This window comes from Microbacterium sp. Bi128, assembly GCF_918698205.1.
In genome coordinates this window covers 1-15,108 of sequence record NZ_CAKKMM010000061.1, presented here as the reverse complement: position 1 = coordinate 15,108, position 15,108 = coordinate 1, and the positions used below count along the sequence as shown (strand labels likewise).

Genomic DNA, 15,108 nt, shown 5'->3' with positions numbered 1-15,108 from the left:
AAGAAGTGGTGATCGTGAGAAGCCTCGTCTGGTTCGTGTTGGGCATCGCCGGAGGCTTCGTCGCCGCCCACCTGGTCAACAAAGACCCCCGCGGCCAAGAGCTGCTCGCCCAGGTCGACTCCCGCATCGGCGAGTTCGCCGACCGCATGAGCGAGGCCTACCACGAGCAGGAGACGCGCCTGTCCGAGATTCTCGACGACGCCAAGGGCGTCGCAGCCTCCGCCGTCGACGCGACCGTCGACGCCGCGGGTTCCGCCGCCGCCGCGGCCAAGAACGCCGTCACCACCGACTGACCTCCCGGCATCCGGCCCCGCCCGCCGGGGGAGGATCCGCACGCCCACGGAAAGATCCGACATGAAAACCGCCGAGATCGCTCAGCGCTTCCTCGACTACTTCGAGAAGAAGAACCACACCATCGTGCCGTCGGCCTCGCTCGTCACGGACGACCCGGCCCTGCTGTTCACGGTGGCCGGCATGGTGCCGTTCATCCCGTACCTCAGCGGCGTCGTTCCCCCGCCCTACCCCCGCGCCGCCGACGTGCAGAAGTGCATCCGCACCAACGACATCGAAGAAGTGGGCAAGACCCCTCGTCACGGCACCTTCTTCCAGATGCTGGGCAACTGGTCGTTCGGCGACTACTTCAAGGAAGACGCGATCCGCTTCGCGTGGGAGCTGCTGACCTCCCCCGAGGAGGACGGCGGCCTGGCCTTCGACCCGAAGGACCTCTGGGTCACCGTGTACGAAGAAGACGACGAGGCGCACGATCTGTGGCGCTCGCTGACCCCGCTGCCCGAGGAGCGCATCCAGCGCCTCGGGAAGGACACGAACTACTGGTCGACGGGCCTTCCCGGCCCCGCCGGTCCGTGCTCCGAGATCTTCTTCGACCGCGGTCCCGCGTACGGCATCGACGGGGGCCCCGCCACCGACGACGACCGCTACGTCGAGATCTGGAACCTCGTGTTCATGCAGTACGAGATCACGAACGTGCGCTCGAAGTACGACTTCGACATCGTCGGCGAACTGCCGGCGAAGAACATCGACACCGGCATGGGCCTGGAGCGCATCGCGTTCATCAAGCAGGGCGTCGACAACATGTACGAGACCGACCAGGTGCGCCCGGTCCTGGACCTCGCGGCGAAGCTCGCGGGCAAGTCCTACGGCGCCGAGGCGCATGAGGACGACGTGCGGCTCCGCATCGTCGCCGACCACGTGCGCTCCTCGCTCATGCTGCTGGCCGACGGCGTGACGCCCTCGAACGAGGGCCGCGGCTACATCCTGCGCCGCATCATGCGCCGCGCCATCCGCTCGATGCGTCTGCTCGGCGTCGAGGGCCCGACGTTCCCCGAGCTGTTCGCCGCCTCGCGCGACGCGATGAAGGAGTCGTACCCCGAGGTCGAGGCCGACTACGCCCGCCTGTCCGCGTACGCGATCGCCGAGGAGCAGACGTTCCTGCGCACTCTCGCGGCCGGGTCGGCGATCCTGGACCAGTCGGTCGCCGAGACCAAGGGCAGCGGCGGCACGACGGTCTCGGGCACGGAGGCGTTCCTCCTGCACGACACGTACGGCTTCCCGATCGATCTGACGCTCGAGATCGCCGAGGAAGCGGGACTCACCGTCGACCGTGGCGCCTTCGACCAGCTCATGCAGGAACAGCGCACGCGCGCCAAGGCCGACGCCCGCGCGCGCAAGGGCGCGATCGCCGACCAGAGCGCATACCGCGAGTTCCGCGCCCAGGGCGAGACGGTCTTCACCGGCTACACCGACCTCGAGACCGAGTCGAAGGTGCTCGGCATCCTCGTCGAAGGCCGTGCCACGGATCGGGCGTCGCAGGGACAGATCGCCGAGGTCATCCTCGCCGAGACCGCGCTGTACGCCGAGTCCGGCGGCCAGGTCGCCGACAAGGGCATCATCGTGGGCCCGGGCTACGAGCTCGAAGTCCTCGACGTGCAGCGCCCCGTACCCGGCTTGATCAGCCACACCGTCGAGGTCACGACCGGCGAAGTGTCGGTCGACGCTCCGGCGACGACGGTCGTCGACGCACTGAACCGCCACTCCGCTCAGCAGGCGCACTCGGCCACGCACCTCGTCCACGCGGCGATCCGCGACACCCTGGGCAAGACCGCCACGCAGACCGGGTCGCTCAACCGCGCCGGGTACATGCGCTTCGACTTCAGCTGGGGGGCGGCGCTCTCGCCCGAGACCCGCACCGAGATCGAGGACATCGCCAACAACGCCGTGCGCGACAACCTCGAGGTCACCACGCGCGTGATGTCGCTCGACGAGGCCAAGGCCGCGGGGGCCATGGCCCTGTTCGGCGAGAAGTACGGCGACACCGTGCGGATGGTCGACATCGGCGGACCCTGGTCGCGCGAGCTCTGCGGCGGCACCCACGTCGCCCGCAGCGCCGAGATCGGCCTGGTCAACCTCGTCGGAGAGCAGTCGGTGGGCGCGTCCAACCGCCGCGTCGAAGCCCTCGTCGGGCTCGACGCCTTCCGCGACCTCGCCGCCGAGCGCGCGATCGTGTCGCAGCTCTCGACGTCGCTGAAGACGCCGCGCGAGCAGCTCACCAGCCGCATCGCCGAGCTCGCGGCGAGCCTCAAGGCCGCCGAGAAGAAGATCGCGGCGTTCGAGGCGCGCGCCCTGTCCGACCGTCTGCCGCAGCTCGTGGAGTCGGCGACGGCCGTGGGCAGCGTGCGGGTCGTCGCGCAGTCGCTCGGCGAAGGCTCCGCGGCCGACGACGTGCGTTCGCTCGCTCTGCAGGTGCGCGATCGCCTCGGGTCGGACCCCGCGGTCGTCGCCCTCGGCAGCGTCTCCGGCGGTCGTGCGACCGTCGTCGTCGTGACGAACCCCGCCGCACGTGAACGCGGCCTCGCCGCGGGCGCGCTGGCCAAGGCCGCCGCCGGCGTCCTCGGCGGCGGCGGCGGCGGCAAGCCCGACGTCGCGCAGGGCGGCGGAACGGATGCCGCGGCCCTGCCGCAGGCCCTCGCGGGCATCGTCGCGGACGTGCGGGCGACCACGGCGTGACGGAGTTCCGCCGAGGCATCCGACTGGGCATCGATGTCGGACGCGCCCGCGTCGGCGTCGCCCGGTCGGATCCCGACGGCCTGCTCGCCTTCCCGGTCGAGACGGTTCCCCGCAAGGGCGAGCCCGTCCGGCGGATCGCCGCCCTCGCCGCGGAGTACGAGGCGCTCGAGATCCTCGTCGGGCTCCCGTTGAACCTCCGCGGCGAGGACACCCCCTCCACGACGGACGCCCGGCGATTCGCCTCCGAGCTGGCGGCGGCCGTGGCGGTGACCGTGCGCCTCGTGGACGAGCGGCTCAGCACGGTGTCGGCGCACGGCGTCCTGCGCCAAGCAGGGCGCTCCCAGCGGGATTCTCGTAGCATTGTGGACCAAGTCGCCGCTGTGGTCCTGCTGCAGCAGGCGCTCGACGTGGAGCGAAAGTCCGGCGACCCGGCCGGACCCGCCGTAGCACCGGGACAGGAGCCCGCCTGATATGCCCGAGAACGACCCCTCCGATCCGTTCGCCGAGTTGTACCGTCGCCTACCCGACCCGCGCGCGGGAGCAGCGGATGCCACGGCCCGGGGCGACGCGACCCCCGGGGACGCCGAGACCGACGCGCCCGCACCGCCCTCGCGACGTGCCGCACGCGAAGCCCGCCGAGGCCAGACCGCACCGACCGAGACGACCTCCGCGGTCCCGGGAACGGATGCCGCGAGCGAGCGCGCGGCCGGGACCGAGGCCGACGCGGTCCCCGCGCCCGTCGCCGCCCCGCGCACGCAGCCCGCACCGACGCCGGCCCCGCAGGCCGCGCGCGAGCCCGAACCGCGGGAGCCCACCCGTCCTGAGCAGTCCCGCACTGAGCGCACACCCCGGCCCGAGCCGGCACCGCAGCCCGTACGCGACCGCGAGCCCGTGCTCGTCGGCGCGGGTGCCGCCGCGGCCGGAGGATCGGGCGGCGGTCGACCGCCGGCGTCCGGATCCCTCGAAGACCTCTTCGCGGGCAACGCCAGCACCGACCAGGTGCGCGGAGCGGTCCGTGCGCCCCGGCCTCGCCGGCGCACCGGCGGCTGGATCGCCCTCGCCATCGTGCTCGTGATCCTCGGCGGGATCGCCGTCGGAGGCATCGCCCTGTGGAACACCTACGGGGAGCGCGTGCAGGCGTTCTTCGGCACCAGTGAGCCGGTCGACTTCGACGCGGGCATGGCCACCGGTGAGACCCGCGTCACGATCGTGTCCGGCGACACCGGCGAATCCGTGTCGCCGAAGCTCTTCGAGGCGGGGGTCACGAAAGCCTCGAACTCGCTCTACAAGTACATGGTCGACAACTCCGTCGCGTTCACGTTCCAGCCGGGCGTCTACAAGCTGCAGCAGCAGATGACCTCGGCCGCGGTCCTGGACGCGCTCCGCGACCCCGCCAACCGGCTCGACAACTCGGTGCAGCTGCGCGAGGGACTCACTCTGCAGCAGTCCCTCGACGTGATGTCGGAGCAGCTGGGCATGCCGCGCGCCGATCTCGAGGCCGCGGTCGCCGATCCGTCGCAGTACGGCGTGCCGGCCACGACGCTCGAGGGCTGGATCTTCCCCGCCACCTACGACTTCGACGAGGGGGTCACCGCCACCGAGGTCATCCAGCGCATGGTGCAGCGGACGGTGCAGTCGCTCGACACCGCGGGCGTCCCGGAAGCCGACCGCGAACGCATCCTCACCGTCGCCTCGATCATCGAGCGCGAGGCGCGCAACCGCGACGACTTCTACAAGGTCTCGCGCGTGATCGAGAACCGGCTGCAGCCCTCGAACCAGGAGACCTTCGGCAAGCTCGAGATGGACTCCACCGTCCAGTACGGCGCGAACGAACTCGGCAGCGGATCGGTGAGCACGTCGACCGAGGCCCGGAACAACGACAACCCCTGGAACACGTACATGTACCCCGGGCTGCCGATCGGGCCGATCTCCAACCCGGGCGACCTTGCGATCGACGCCGCCATGAAGCCCGTCGACGGGCCCTGGCTGTACTTCGTGACCGTCAACCTGGACACCGGCGAAACCGTGTTCACGTCGACCTACGGCGAACACGAGAAGGCCGTCGAGCAGTGGCGCGCCTGGTGCGCGGCCAACCCCGACGGCGGATGCTGACGCCCGTCCGCCTCGCCGTCTGGGGGGACCCGATCGACCACTCGCGGTCGCCGCTGCTGCACGCGGCGGCGTACCGCGAGCTCGGTCTGCCCTGGGAGTACGGCCGCCGGCGCGTCGCGGAGGCGGAGTTCGGCGCGACCCTCGCGGAGCGGGATGCCACCTGGCGCGGCCTCTCGCTCACGATGCCGCTGAAGAACGTCGCAGCCGCCGCAGCGGTATCCCTGGACGACGACGCGCGCCTCACCGGCGCCGTGAACACGCTGCGGTTCACCGTGGACGGACCCCGCGGCTTCAACACCGACGTGGGCGGCCTCGCCCGGGCTCTTCGCGAGATCGGGGTCGACACGCCCGAGCGGGTGCGCATCCTCGGCGCCGGAGCCACCGCGACCTCCGCCGTCGTGACCGCCGTCCGTCTCGGCGCTGGAGCGATCGAGGTGCGCGCGCGGCGGCCCGAGGCGGCCGCGCCGCTCGTCGCGCTCGGCGACGCGCTCGGAGTCCCCGTCACCGTGGCTGCGCTGGCCGCGCCCGAGCCCGATGGTGCCGACGTCACGATCGCGACGCTCCCCGGGGGCACCGACCTGGGCGACACCGCGAGCGTCCTGGCATCCGTCGGGGGACCGCTCGTCGACGTCGTCTACGGGAACTGGCCCACCCCGCTGGCGGTGGCGTGGCAGGAGGCCGGGCAGCAGGCCGTCAACGGACTCGGGATGCTGCTGCACCAGGCCCTGCTGCAGGTGCGCGTGTTCGTCGGCGGCGACCCCGCAGAGCCGCTGGAACGCGAGGACGCCGTGCTCGCCGCGATGCGCACCGCCGTCATGGGAGGATAGAGCCATGCTTCGCGTGCTCACGGCCGGGGAATCCCACGGCCCCGAACTGGTCGCCCTCATGGAGGGGATGCCGGCCGGTGTCCCGATCTCGCCCGCACAGATCCGTGCCGATCTGGCCCGCCGCAAGCTCGGCTACGGCCGCGGCTCGCGCATGAAGTTCGAGGAAGACGAGCTGACGCTGTCGACCGGCATCGTGCAGGGCTTCACGATCGGCAGCCCGATCGCGCTGCGCATCGGCAACACCGAGTGGCCGAAGTGGGTCGAGGTGATGAGCCCCGAACCCGTCGAGCTCTCCGACCGCTCCCGCGGACGCGGTGCCGCGCTGACCCGTCCGCGTCCCGGACACGCCGACCTCGTCGGCATGCAGAAGTACGGCTTCGACGAGGCGCGCCCGATCCTCGAGCGCGCGTCGGCCCGCGAGACCGCGGCGCGCGTCGCCCTCGGCGCCGTCGCCCGTGCGTTCCTCGGCGAGCTCGGCATCCGGCTCGTCAGCCACACGCTCTCGATCGGGCCCGTGCGCGTGCCCGACGACGCGACCGTCTCGACGCCGACCCGCTGCGGTGCTTCCACGCCGAAACGTCGGCCGCGATGGTCGCCGAGGTCGACGACGCGAAGAAGTCCGGCGACACCCTCGGCGGCATCGTCGAGGTGCTCGCGTACGGCCTCCCGCCGGGGCTCGGCTCCCACGTGCAGTGGGACCGCCGACTGGATGCCAAGCTCGCCCAGGCCCTCATGAGCATTCAGGCGATCAAGGGCGTGGAGGTCGGCGACGGCTTCCTCACCACGACGCGCCGTGGCTCGCAGGCCCACGACGAGCTCTTCGCCACGGGAGACGGCATCACCCGGTCCTCCGACCGTGCGGGCGGCACCGAGGGCGGCATGTCGACCGGTACCGTGCTGCGCGTCCGCGCCGGCATGAAGCCGATCGCCACGATCCCCAAGGCGCTCCGCACCGTCGACGTCGCAACCGGTGACACCGCCGCCGCGCACCACCAGCGCTCTGACGTGTGCGCGGTTCCCGCCGCCGGGGTCGTCGCCGAAGCGATGGTCGCGATCACCCTCGCCGACGCGGTGCTGGAGAAGTTCGGCGGCGACAACGTCGCCGAGACCCGCCGCAACCTCGAGACCTACCTCGCGCACCTGCCCGAGACGCTGCGCACCACCGACGCCTCCGACGCGGCGCTGCTCGCGCATGACCTCGGCTGAGGCCCCTACCGCCGCACTCGTGCTCATCGGACCGATGGGCGCGGGCAAGACGAGCATCGGTCGTCGCGTGGCGCGGGCGCTCGGCCGGCCCTTCCGCGACACCGACAAGATCGTCGTCCGCGACCATGGGCCGATCCCCGAGATCTTCGCGGCGCACGGCGAGGCGCACTTCCGCGACCTCGAACGCGCCGCCGTGGCCGAGGCCCTCTCCGCCGGCGGCGTGGTGGCGCTGGGCGGGGGAGCGGTGCTGGATGCCGAGACGCGTGAACGCCTGGCCGCGCACCGCGTCGTGCTGCTGACCGTCGCGCCGCACGTCGTGGCATCCCGCATCCACGGAGACGATCGCCCGCTCCTCGACGCCGAAGACCCCGTCGAGCGCTGGCTCCGCATCGCCGAGGAACGCCGGCCCCTGTACGAATCCACCGCGCACATCACCTTCGACACGTCCTCGGGCCCCCTGGCCCGCGTCGTCGACGACATCGTGGCGTGGGCGCAGAGCGTCCCGACCCAGGAGACCCCATGACCGACACCACCACCATCTCCGTCGCCGGCGAGCCGGGCTACGACATCACGATCGGGCGCGGGGTGCTGGCCTCGCTGGGCGAGAAGCTGCCCGTGAACGCGCAGAAGGTGCTCATCGTGCATCCGCCGACCCTGGCAGCGCAGGCCGAGTCCCTCCGCGCGCAGCTCGTCAGCGAACGGCAGGTGCTGCTGGCCGAGATCCCCGACGCCGAGCAGGGCAAGCGCGTCGAGGTCGCCGCGTTCTGCTGGCAGGTCATGGGTCAAGCGGACTTCACCCGAACGGATGCCGTGATCGGCTTCGGCGGGGGAGCGGTCACCGATCTCGCCGGGTTCGTCGCGGCGACGTGGCTCCGCGGCGTCGCGCTCGTCCAGGTGCCGACGACGGTGCTGGGAATGGTGGATGCCGCCGTGGGCGGCAAGACCGGCATCAACACCGCCGAGGGCAAGAACCTCGTCGGGGCGTTCTGGCCGCCGGTCGCGGTGGTGTGCGACCTCGATCTACTCGACACGCTGTCGAAGAACGAAGCGACCGCCGGCTTCGCCGAGGTGGTCAAGGCCGGGTTCATCTGGCATCCGGAGATCCTCGACCTCATCGAGGCCGACCCCGAGAACATCGTCGATCCCCGCGGCGACGGCTTCCGACGCTGCGTCGAACTCGCGATCGACATGAAGGCGCGCGTCGTCGGCGAAGATCTGCGCGAGGCGGGCCTTCGCGAGGTGCTGAACTACGGCCACACCCTGGGCCACGCCATCGAGCACGCCGAGCGATACCGCTGGCGCCACGGCGCGGCGATCTCGGTCGGCATGGTCTTCGCCGCCGAGCTGTCGCGGCTGGCCGGGCGCCTGTCCGACGACGTCGCGCAGCGTCACCGCACGGTGCTCGAGTCGCTCGGGCTGCCGACGACCTACCGCGCCGGAGCGTTCCAGACGCTGAAGGCGACGATGCAGCGCGACAAGAAGAGCCGCGGCAGCATGCTGCGCTTCATCGTGCTCGACGACCTCGCCCGCCCGACGGTGTTGCAGGCGCCCGACGAGTCCCTGCTGTTCGCGGCCTACCAAGAGGTCGGCGCGTGAGCACGCCCCGCCGCCTGCTGCTCGTCAACGGGCCGAACCTCAACCTGCTCGGCACGCGCCAGCCCGAGATCTACGGACGCGACACGCTCGCGGACGTCGAGCGGGTCACAGCCGACGCGGCGGCCCGCCACGGCCTCGAGGTCCGCGCCGTCCAGAGCAACCACGAGGGCGCCCTCATCGACGCGATCCACGCCGCACGGCTCGACTGCGCCGGCATCGTGATCAACGCCGGCGGCTACACGCACACCTCCGTCGCGCTCCGCGACGCCCTGGCATCCGTCGACCTCCCCGTGGCCGAGGTGCACATCTCGAACATCAAGGAACGAGAGAGCTTCCGGCACTTCTCGTACATCGAGGACGTCGCCGCCGTGCACGTCATCGGCGAGGGCGTCCCCGGGTACGCGCGCGCCGTCGACCTCCTCGTCGAGGTCATCAGCGGCCGCGCGGACGGCTGAGCACCCATCGCGTAGACTCGATCGCTGGGCGAGCGCCGACGCGACGCCCCCACCGACTCACGAAACGGAATATCGAACCTCATGGCATCCACTGCAGACATCAAGAACGGCGTCGTCCTGAACATCGACGGTCAGCTCTGGAGCGTCGTGGAGTTCCAGCACGTCAAGCCCGGAAAGGGCGGCGCGTTCGTCCGCACGAAGCTGAAGAACGTCATGTCCGGCAAGGTCGTCGACCGGACGTTCAACGCCGGCGCCAAGGTCGACATCGAGAACGTCGACCGCCGCGACTTCACCTACCTCTACAACGACGGCGAGGGCTTCGTCTTCATGGACGTCGCCGACTACGACCAGATCACCGTGGGCGCGGTGACGGTGGGCGACGCCGCGAACTTCCTGCTCGAGAACCAGCAGGTGCAGATCGCGCTCAACAACGGCAACCCGCTCTACATCGAGCTGCCCCCGTCCGTGATCCTCGAGGTCACGTACACCGAGCCGGGCCTGCAGGGCGACCGCTCGTCGGCCGGCACGAAGCCCGCCACCGTCGAGACCGGCTACGAGATGCAGGTTCCCCTGTTCCTCGAGACCGGCACCAAGATCAAGGTCGACACTCGCACCGGCGAGTACCTCGGCCGCATCAGCTGACCTTGAGCGCCCGTACCAAGGCGCGCAAGCGCGCCCTCGACATCCTGTTCCAAGCCGACGTCCGTGGCGAAGAGCTGCCCGTCATGCTCGCCGTCGAAGCGAAGCGTGCCGCCAGCGAGCCCGACCGTCAGGTGTCGTGGCTGTACGCCCGCGACATCGTCGACGGCGTGATCGACAACCGCGACGCGATCGACGAGCAGATCACCACGTTCGCCAAGGACTGGTCGCTGCAGCGCATGCCCGCCGTCGACCGCGCCCTGCTGCGCATCGGCACGTGGGAGATCCTCTACAACGACGAGGTGCCCACGGCGGTCGCGATCGACGAGGCCGTCGAACTGGCGAAGGAGTTCTCGACCGACGACTCCGGCTCCTTCGTGCACGGCGTCCTCGCCCGGATCGCCCGCTCGTCCTGACCACCTCCGGCGTGACCCGACGCGGCCCCGACTTCTCGTCGGCGGCCGCGTCGCGGCGTCTCCGACTGGTCGCTCCGCCGCCCGCGATGTCGGTGGCCTGCGCGAGGATCTCCTCATGACGTCGTGGCGCGGCCTCCTCCCCAGCGGCGAGCAGCCCGGTTTCGGCGCGCTCGCCCTCGGGATCGAGATGCGCCAGCGCGCGCCGTACGACCCGTCCCACTGGCAAGCGCGGTCCGTCGATCCGGTGACGCCGCGCATGCTCGCCCGCCGGCAGGACGACCTGCAGCTCGTCGCCCGGCCACTCGTGCGCGGTGCGCGCGAGACCTGGATCCGGGCGGATGCCACGTGGGACGTGGTGCGCCGATCCGGCGGCCGCTTCGACCCGGCGCACGTGGGCTGGTTCGCCGAGCTGCACGCGCTCGCGCAGGCGATGCGCACGACGGGGCCCTTCGTCGCCGCGAGCGACACCGTCGCCCTCGACACCATCGCCTCGCCCCTGCTGTGGCCGCACCTGCGCGCGGCCGCAGGGCTCGGCATCCCGCTCGTGGCGATGCACCCGCAGCAGACGGTGCGGCTGGCCGGCGAGGCGACGGCGCGCGTCGCGGTCGACTCCAGCGGCGACGGCGGGCTGCGGCTCTCACCCGTGGTCGAGATCGACGGGCAGACGACGGATGCCGCGCACGTGCGGGCCGTGGGCGGCTTCGGCGTCTTCGCGTTCGAGATCGACCGTGACCCGATTCCTCTCGTGCTGGCACCGGTCGCGCTGCCGACACCGCTGCCCGCGCTGCTGACGACGGGGTCTGTCGAGGTGCCCGCCGAGGAGACGGGGGAGTTCCTCGCCGAGGCGTACCCGCGGCTGGCCCGTCGGGTGCCGCTGGCGATCGGCGCCGGGGTTCCGGCGCCCCCTCCACCGCGGCCCACCCTCGAGGTGACGGTGACGTACCGCGACGACGACGCCCTCGACTACGCCCTCGACTGGCTGTACCCGGGGCCGATCCGCGCCGCGTACGGGACTCCCGTCCTGGACGACGAGCGCGATCCCCGGGTCGAGGCGCAGATCGCGGGGCGGTTCGAAGCGGCGTGGGCCGAGAACGCCGATCTGCCGGCGCGCGCCCGCGCGACGCTGCGCGACGCCGACGCCGCGCTGTTCTCGACGCGACTGCTCCCCGCCCTCGACCTGCTCGCCGATGTGCGCGTGGTCACGCGCGGGACCGTTCCCGCGTTCCGCGAGCTGCGGGGCGACCCGTCGCTGTCCATCACCGCCGTCCCGTCGCCCGATCGCGACTGGTTCGACCTCGGCATCGTCGTGGTCATCGACGGGCGCACGATCCCCTTCGGCACGCTCTTCACGGCGCTCTCGCGCGGCCGGACGCGCATCAAGCTGTCCGACGGAGCCTGGTTCTCGCTCGCGCACCCCGCGCTCCAGCGTCTGCGCGACCTGCTCGAAGAGGCCGCGGAACTCGACGAGTGGGAGGCCGGCCCGCGCATCCCGCGCCGCCACCTCGCGCTGTGGAGCGACTTCGAAGACCTCGCCGACGAGTCCGAGGCCGCGGGCGAGTGGCGCTCTCTCGCGCGGGCGCTCCGCGATGTGTCCGAGGTGCCCGAGATCGCGACCCCGGCGGGCTTCCGCGCCGAGCTGCGGCCCTACCAGCGGGCCGGGCTCTCGTGGCTCGCACTCTTGCACGCGCACCGGCTGGGCGGCATCCTGGCCGACGACATGGGCCTCGGCAAGACCGTGCAGGTGCTCGCGCTCATCGCCCACGCGCGGGCCGGGGGAGAGCACCGGCCCTGGCTCGTCATCGCCCCGACGTCCGTGCTGCCGACGTGGGGCGCCGAGGCCGCGCGCTTCGCGCCCGAGCTGGCGGTCGTCACCGTCGAGGCGACCGCGGTGCGTCGCACGCGCACGATCACGCAGCTCGCCGACGGAACCGACATCGTCGTGGCCCCCTACGGCGTGGTCCGCACCGACGACGCCGAGTTCGCCGAGCCCGACTGGGCCGGGGTGATCCTCGACGAGGCGCAGTTCGTGAAGAACCCCGCGACCCGCATCCATCGCGCGGTCGCCGCGCTGAGGGCGGACTCGGTCTTCGCCGTCACCGGCACCCCGATCGAGAACGGCCTGGACGACCTGTGGGCGCTGCTGGCGCTGACCGCCCCCGGGCTGTACCCCTCGGCCCGGCGTTTCCGCGAAGAGTACGTCCGGGCGATCGAGCAGCTCCCGGGCGACTCACCGACCGAGCTCTCCGCCGCGGCGGCCGACGCGCACCGCCGGGGGAGTCTCGCTCGGTTGCGGTCGCGCGTGCGGCCGTTCCTGCTGCGGCGGACGAAGGACGTCGTGGCCGCCGACCTTCCCCCCAAGCAGGAGCAGACGATCGCGGTGCCGCTGGGACCCGCGCACCGCGAGCTGTACGACCGCGTCCTGCAACGCGAACGGCAGAAGATCCTCGGGCTCCTGGACGACCTCGATCGTCAACGCTTCATCGTCTTCCGCTCGATCACGCTCTTGCGCATGCTGGCCCTCGCCCCTGCCCTGATCGACGAGCGCGACGCGCACCTCGGTTCGGCGAAGCTCGACGTCCTCCTCGAACGCCTCGTCGAGGTGGCATCCGAAGGTCACCGAGCGCTCGTGTTCAGCCAGTTCACGTCGTTCCTCGATCTGGCCGCCGAGCGCTTGGATGCCGCGGGCCTGACGTTCGCGCACCTCGACGGTTCGACCGCCCGGCGCGGAGAGGTGATCGACCGGTTCCGCGAGGGTGATGCCCCGGTTTTCCTCATCAGCCTCAAGGCGGGCGGCTTCGGCCTCACCCTCGTCGAGGCGGAGTACGTCTTCCTGCTCGACCCGTGGTGGAACCCCGCCGCCGAGACCCAGGCGATCGACCGTACCCACCGCATCGGACAGACCCGCAGCGTGTTCGTCTACCGGCTGATCGCCGCCGGCACGGTCGAAGAGAAGGTCCTCGAGCTGCAGCAGCGCAAGGCCGCCCTCTCCCGCGCCGTGCTCGACGACGACGACGCGTTCGCCCAAAGCCTGGATGCCGACGACATCCGGGGGATCCTCGGGGGCTGACGCACCCGGCCGAGTCGGGATGCGACCGCCGCGCCCATCTCTCGCACAGCCATCGCCCGCGTAGACTCGACGGGTTCTCACGGACAGGAGCGACATGAAGATCACCGGCCTCGGCCACGCGGGAATGTTCATCGAGACGGCGGGCGGCAGCATCGTCTGCGACCCCGTCATCGGACCGAGCTTCTTCGGCTCGTGGTTCCCGTTCCCCGACAACCGTGCGCTGGACTGGGAGCGGTTCGGCGCGGCGGACTTCCTGTACATCTCGCATCGCCACCGTGATCACTTCGACCCGGCGATGCTGGAGCGGTACGTGTCGAAGGACATCAAGGTCCTCCTGCCCGAGTACCCCACCGACGACCTCGAGCAGGACCTCATCGCGCTCGGCTACACCAATCTCGTCCGCACCGAGGCGGGGGTGCCCCTCCAGTACGGCGACCTGAAGATCATGGTGACGCCGCTGCGCGCACCCTCCGACGGCCCGATCGGCGACTCCTCGCTCTCGCTCGACGACGGCACCGCGTCGATCCTCAACCAGAACGACTCACACCCGCTCGATCTCGAGAAGCTCATCGATTTCGGCACCCCCGACGCGTACTTCACGCAGGTGTCGGGCGCCATCTGGTGGCCGATGGTCTACGACCTGCCGCAGGACGCCAAGCAGAACTTCGCTCAGCTCAAGCGCGACGCGCAGAACAAGCGCGCGATGTACTACATCGAGAAGGTCAATGCGCCGCACGTGTTCCCGATGGCGGGCCCGCCGATGTTCCTGCGCGAGGCCCTGTTCCGCTACAACGGCATGGGCCTCGAGAACGACTCGATCTTCACCGACCAGCGCGAGTTCCTCGCCCACATGAAGGAGCTGCGGCCCGATCAGCGGGGCCACCTGTTCCTGCCCGGGACGGAGGTCGAGGTGCACGGGTCCGACGTCACAGTCACGCAGACGCTGTACACGGATGCCGAGATCGACCGCATCTTCGGCGACAAGTGGGCGTACCTCGCCGAGCAGCGCGACAGCCGTCAGAGCGAGATCGCCGCGGAAGAGGCATCCCGTGCCGAGATCATCCCGCCGGCCGAGATGCTCGCGGCCCTGAAGGAGTGGTGGGAGCCGCTGCTCCGCCGCGCCCGCACGATCCGCAACGGCGTGGGCGGAATGGTGCGCTTCCGTATCGGCGAACTGGACATGGTCGTCGACTTCCCCAAGGCGAAGGTGCGCGAGTACGCGGGGGAGGAGTGCATCTACTGGTACACGATCCCCGCCGATCTGGTGTCGACGAACATCCGCGACCACGAGATCGACTGGTCGAACTCGATCTTCCTGTCGATGCAGTTCGAGGTGGGCCGTTCGGGCAAGTTCAACGAGTTCCTCACGACGTTCCTGAAGTGCCTGTCGCGCGACCGCATCGAGTACGTCGAGAACTGGTACGCCGAGCAGTCCGACCAGACCGAGGATGCCGAGATCGACGGCTGGACCGTGCAGCGTCGCTGCCCGCACCTGCGCGCCGACCTGACCAAGACCGGCAAGATCGAGGACGGCGTGCTGACGTGCTCACTGCATGACTGGAAGTGGGATCTGGCCTCGGGTCGGTGCCTCACGACGACCGGTCACCCGATCCGTTCGACGCCGTCGGGCCTGGCGAAGGAGAAGGCCGCCGAGGTCGCCGCGGGCTGAGCCGCGCTGACGCCGACGCACGGAGCGTCACCGCGGGGCGAGCCGCCGCACCGGGGCAATGCTCACGCGAGCGGAGGAGATTCGGGCGGGGGAGGAC

The 15,108-nt window shown here is 71.1% G+C and carries 12 protein-coding genes and 1 pseudogene; all 13 read left to right on the top strand.

From position 1 onward, the window contains the following. Positions 1-293 (top strand): ATPase (locus LQV45_RS07335; RefSeq protein ID WP_230006428.1); only part of this gene is annotated, 293 nt, incomplete at its 5' end. A 61-nt stretch (positions 294-354) separates the two neighbouring features. Continuing rightward, positions 355-3,024: an alanine--tRNA ligase gene (gene alaS / locus LQV45_RS07330; protein ID WP_230006427.1), complete on the top strand. Its 2,670-nt coding sequence runs from the start codon at positions 355-357 to the stop codon at positions 3,022-3,024. Beyond that, complete coding sequence (ruvX, locus tag LQV45_RS07325; protein WP_230006426.1) at positions 3,021-3,494, top strand: Holliday junction resolvase RuvX; 474 nt, start codon at positions 3,021-3,023, stop codon at positions 3,492-3,494. The genes alaS and ruvX overlap by 4 nt, the downstream gene beginning before the upstream one ends. A 1-nt stretch (position 3,495) precedes the next feature. Then, the gene (gene mltG / locus LQV45_RS07320) at positions 3,496-5,136 is read left to right on the top strand and encodes an endolytic transglycosylase MltG (protein WP_230006425.1); all 1,641 of its coding nucleotides are present in this window, start codon (positions 3,496-3,498) and stop codon (positions 5,134-5,136) included. Beyond that, complete coding sequence (locus LQV45_RS07315) at positions 5,130-5,963, top strand: shikimate dehydrogenase (protein WP_230006424.1); 834 nt, start codon at positions 5,130-5,132, stop codon at positions 5,961-5,963. The genes mltG and LQV45_RS07315 overlap by 7 nt, the downstream gene beginning before the upstream one ends. 4 nt (positions 5,964-5,967) lie before the next feature. Beyond that, positions 5,968-7,169, top strand: a pseudogene (gene aroC, locus LQV45_RS07310) (chorismate synthase). Continuing rightward, entirely contained in the window at positions 7,156-7,692 is a 537-nt protein-coding gene (locus tag LQV45_RS07305; protein WP_230006423.1) for a shikimate kinase, read from the top strand. Before aroC ends, LQV45_RS07305 begins: the two are co-directional and overlap by 14 nt. After that, positions 7,689-8,765 (top strand): 3-dehydroquinate synthase, encoded by a 1,077-nt coding sequence (gene aroB, locus LQV45_RS07300; RefSeq protein ID WP_230006422.1) that lies wholly within the window; start codon positions 7,689-7,691, stop codon positions 8,763-8,765. Before LQV45_RS07305 ends, aroB begins: the two co-directional genes overlap by 4 nt. Continuing rightward, positions 8,762-9,220, top strand: a complete 459-nt coding sequence (gene aroQ, locus LQV45_RS07295; RefSeq protein ID WP_138173839.1) for a type II 3-dehydroquinate dehydratase — start codon at positions 8,762-8,764, stop codon at positions 9,218-9,220. The genes aroB and aroQ overlap by 4 nt, the downstream gene beginning before the upstream one ends. 81 nt (positions 9,221-9,301) lie before the next feature. Then, the gene (efp, locus tag LQV45_RS07290) at positions 9,302-9,862 is read left to right on the top strand and encodes an elongation factor P (RefSeq protein WP_138173841.1); all 561 of its coding nucleotides are present in this window, start codon (positions 9,302-9,304) and stop codon (positions 9,860-9,862) included. Positions 9,863-9,864: 2 nt separating this feature from the next. Further along, a complete protein-coding gene (gene nusB / locus LQV45_RS07285; protein WP_138173843.1) occupies positions 9,865-10,275 on the top strand; it encodes a transcription antitermination factor NusB in 411 nt (136 codons plus the stop codon). A gap of 115 nt (positions 10,276-10,390) precedes the next feature. Next, complete coding sequence (locus LQV45_RS07280) at positions 10,391-13,342, top strand: DEAD/DEAH box helicase (protein ID WP_230006421.1); 2,952 nt, start codon at positions 10,391-10,393, stop codon at positions 13,340-13,342. 94 nt (positions 13,343-13,436) lie between these two features. Then, complete coding sequence (locus LQV45_RS07275; protein ID WP_230006420.1) at positions 13,437-15,011, top strand: Rieske 2Fe-2S domain-containing protein; 1,575 nt, start codon at positions 13,437-13,439, stop codon at positions 15,009-15,011. The last annotated feature ends 97 nt before the right edge of the window (positions 15,012-15,108 follow it).

Bases quoted from the DNA above. Each gene is read 5' to 3' on its own strand.
- mltG (WP_230006425.1), top strand. From the start codon at position 3,496: ATGCCCGAGAACGACCCCTCCGATCCGTTCGCCGAGTTGTACCGTCGC.
- efp (WP_138173841.1), top strand. From the start codon at position 9,302: ATGGCATCCACTGCAGACATCAAGAACGGCGTCGTCCTGAACATCGAC.
- alaS (WP_230006427.1), top strand. From the start codon at position 355: ATGAAAACCGCCGAGATCGCTCAGCGCTTCCTCGACTACTTCGAGAAG.
- aroB (WP_230006422.1), top strand. From the start codon at position 7,689: ATGACCGACACCACCACCATCTCCGTCGCCGGCGAGCCGGGCTACGAC.
- LQV45_RS07305 (WP_230006423.1), top strand. From the start codon at position 7,156: ATGACCTCGGCTGAGGCCCCTACCGCCGCACTCGTGCTCATCGGACCG.
- LQV45_RS07280 (WP_230006421.1), top strand. From the start codon at position 10,391: ATGACGTCGTGGCGCGGCCTCCTCCCCAGCGGCGAGCAGCCCGGTTTC.
- LQV45_RS07315 (WP_230006424.1), top strand. From the start codon at position 5,130: ATGCTGACGCCCGTCCGCCTCGCCGTCTGGGGGGACCCGATCGACCAC.
- LQV45_RS07275 (WP_230006420.1), top strand. From the start codon at position 13,437: ATGAAGATCACCGGCCTCGGCCACGCGGGAATGTTCATCGAGACGGCG.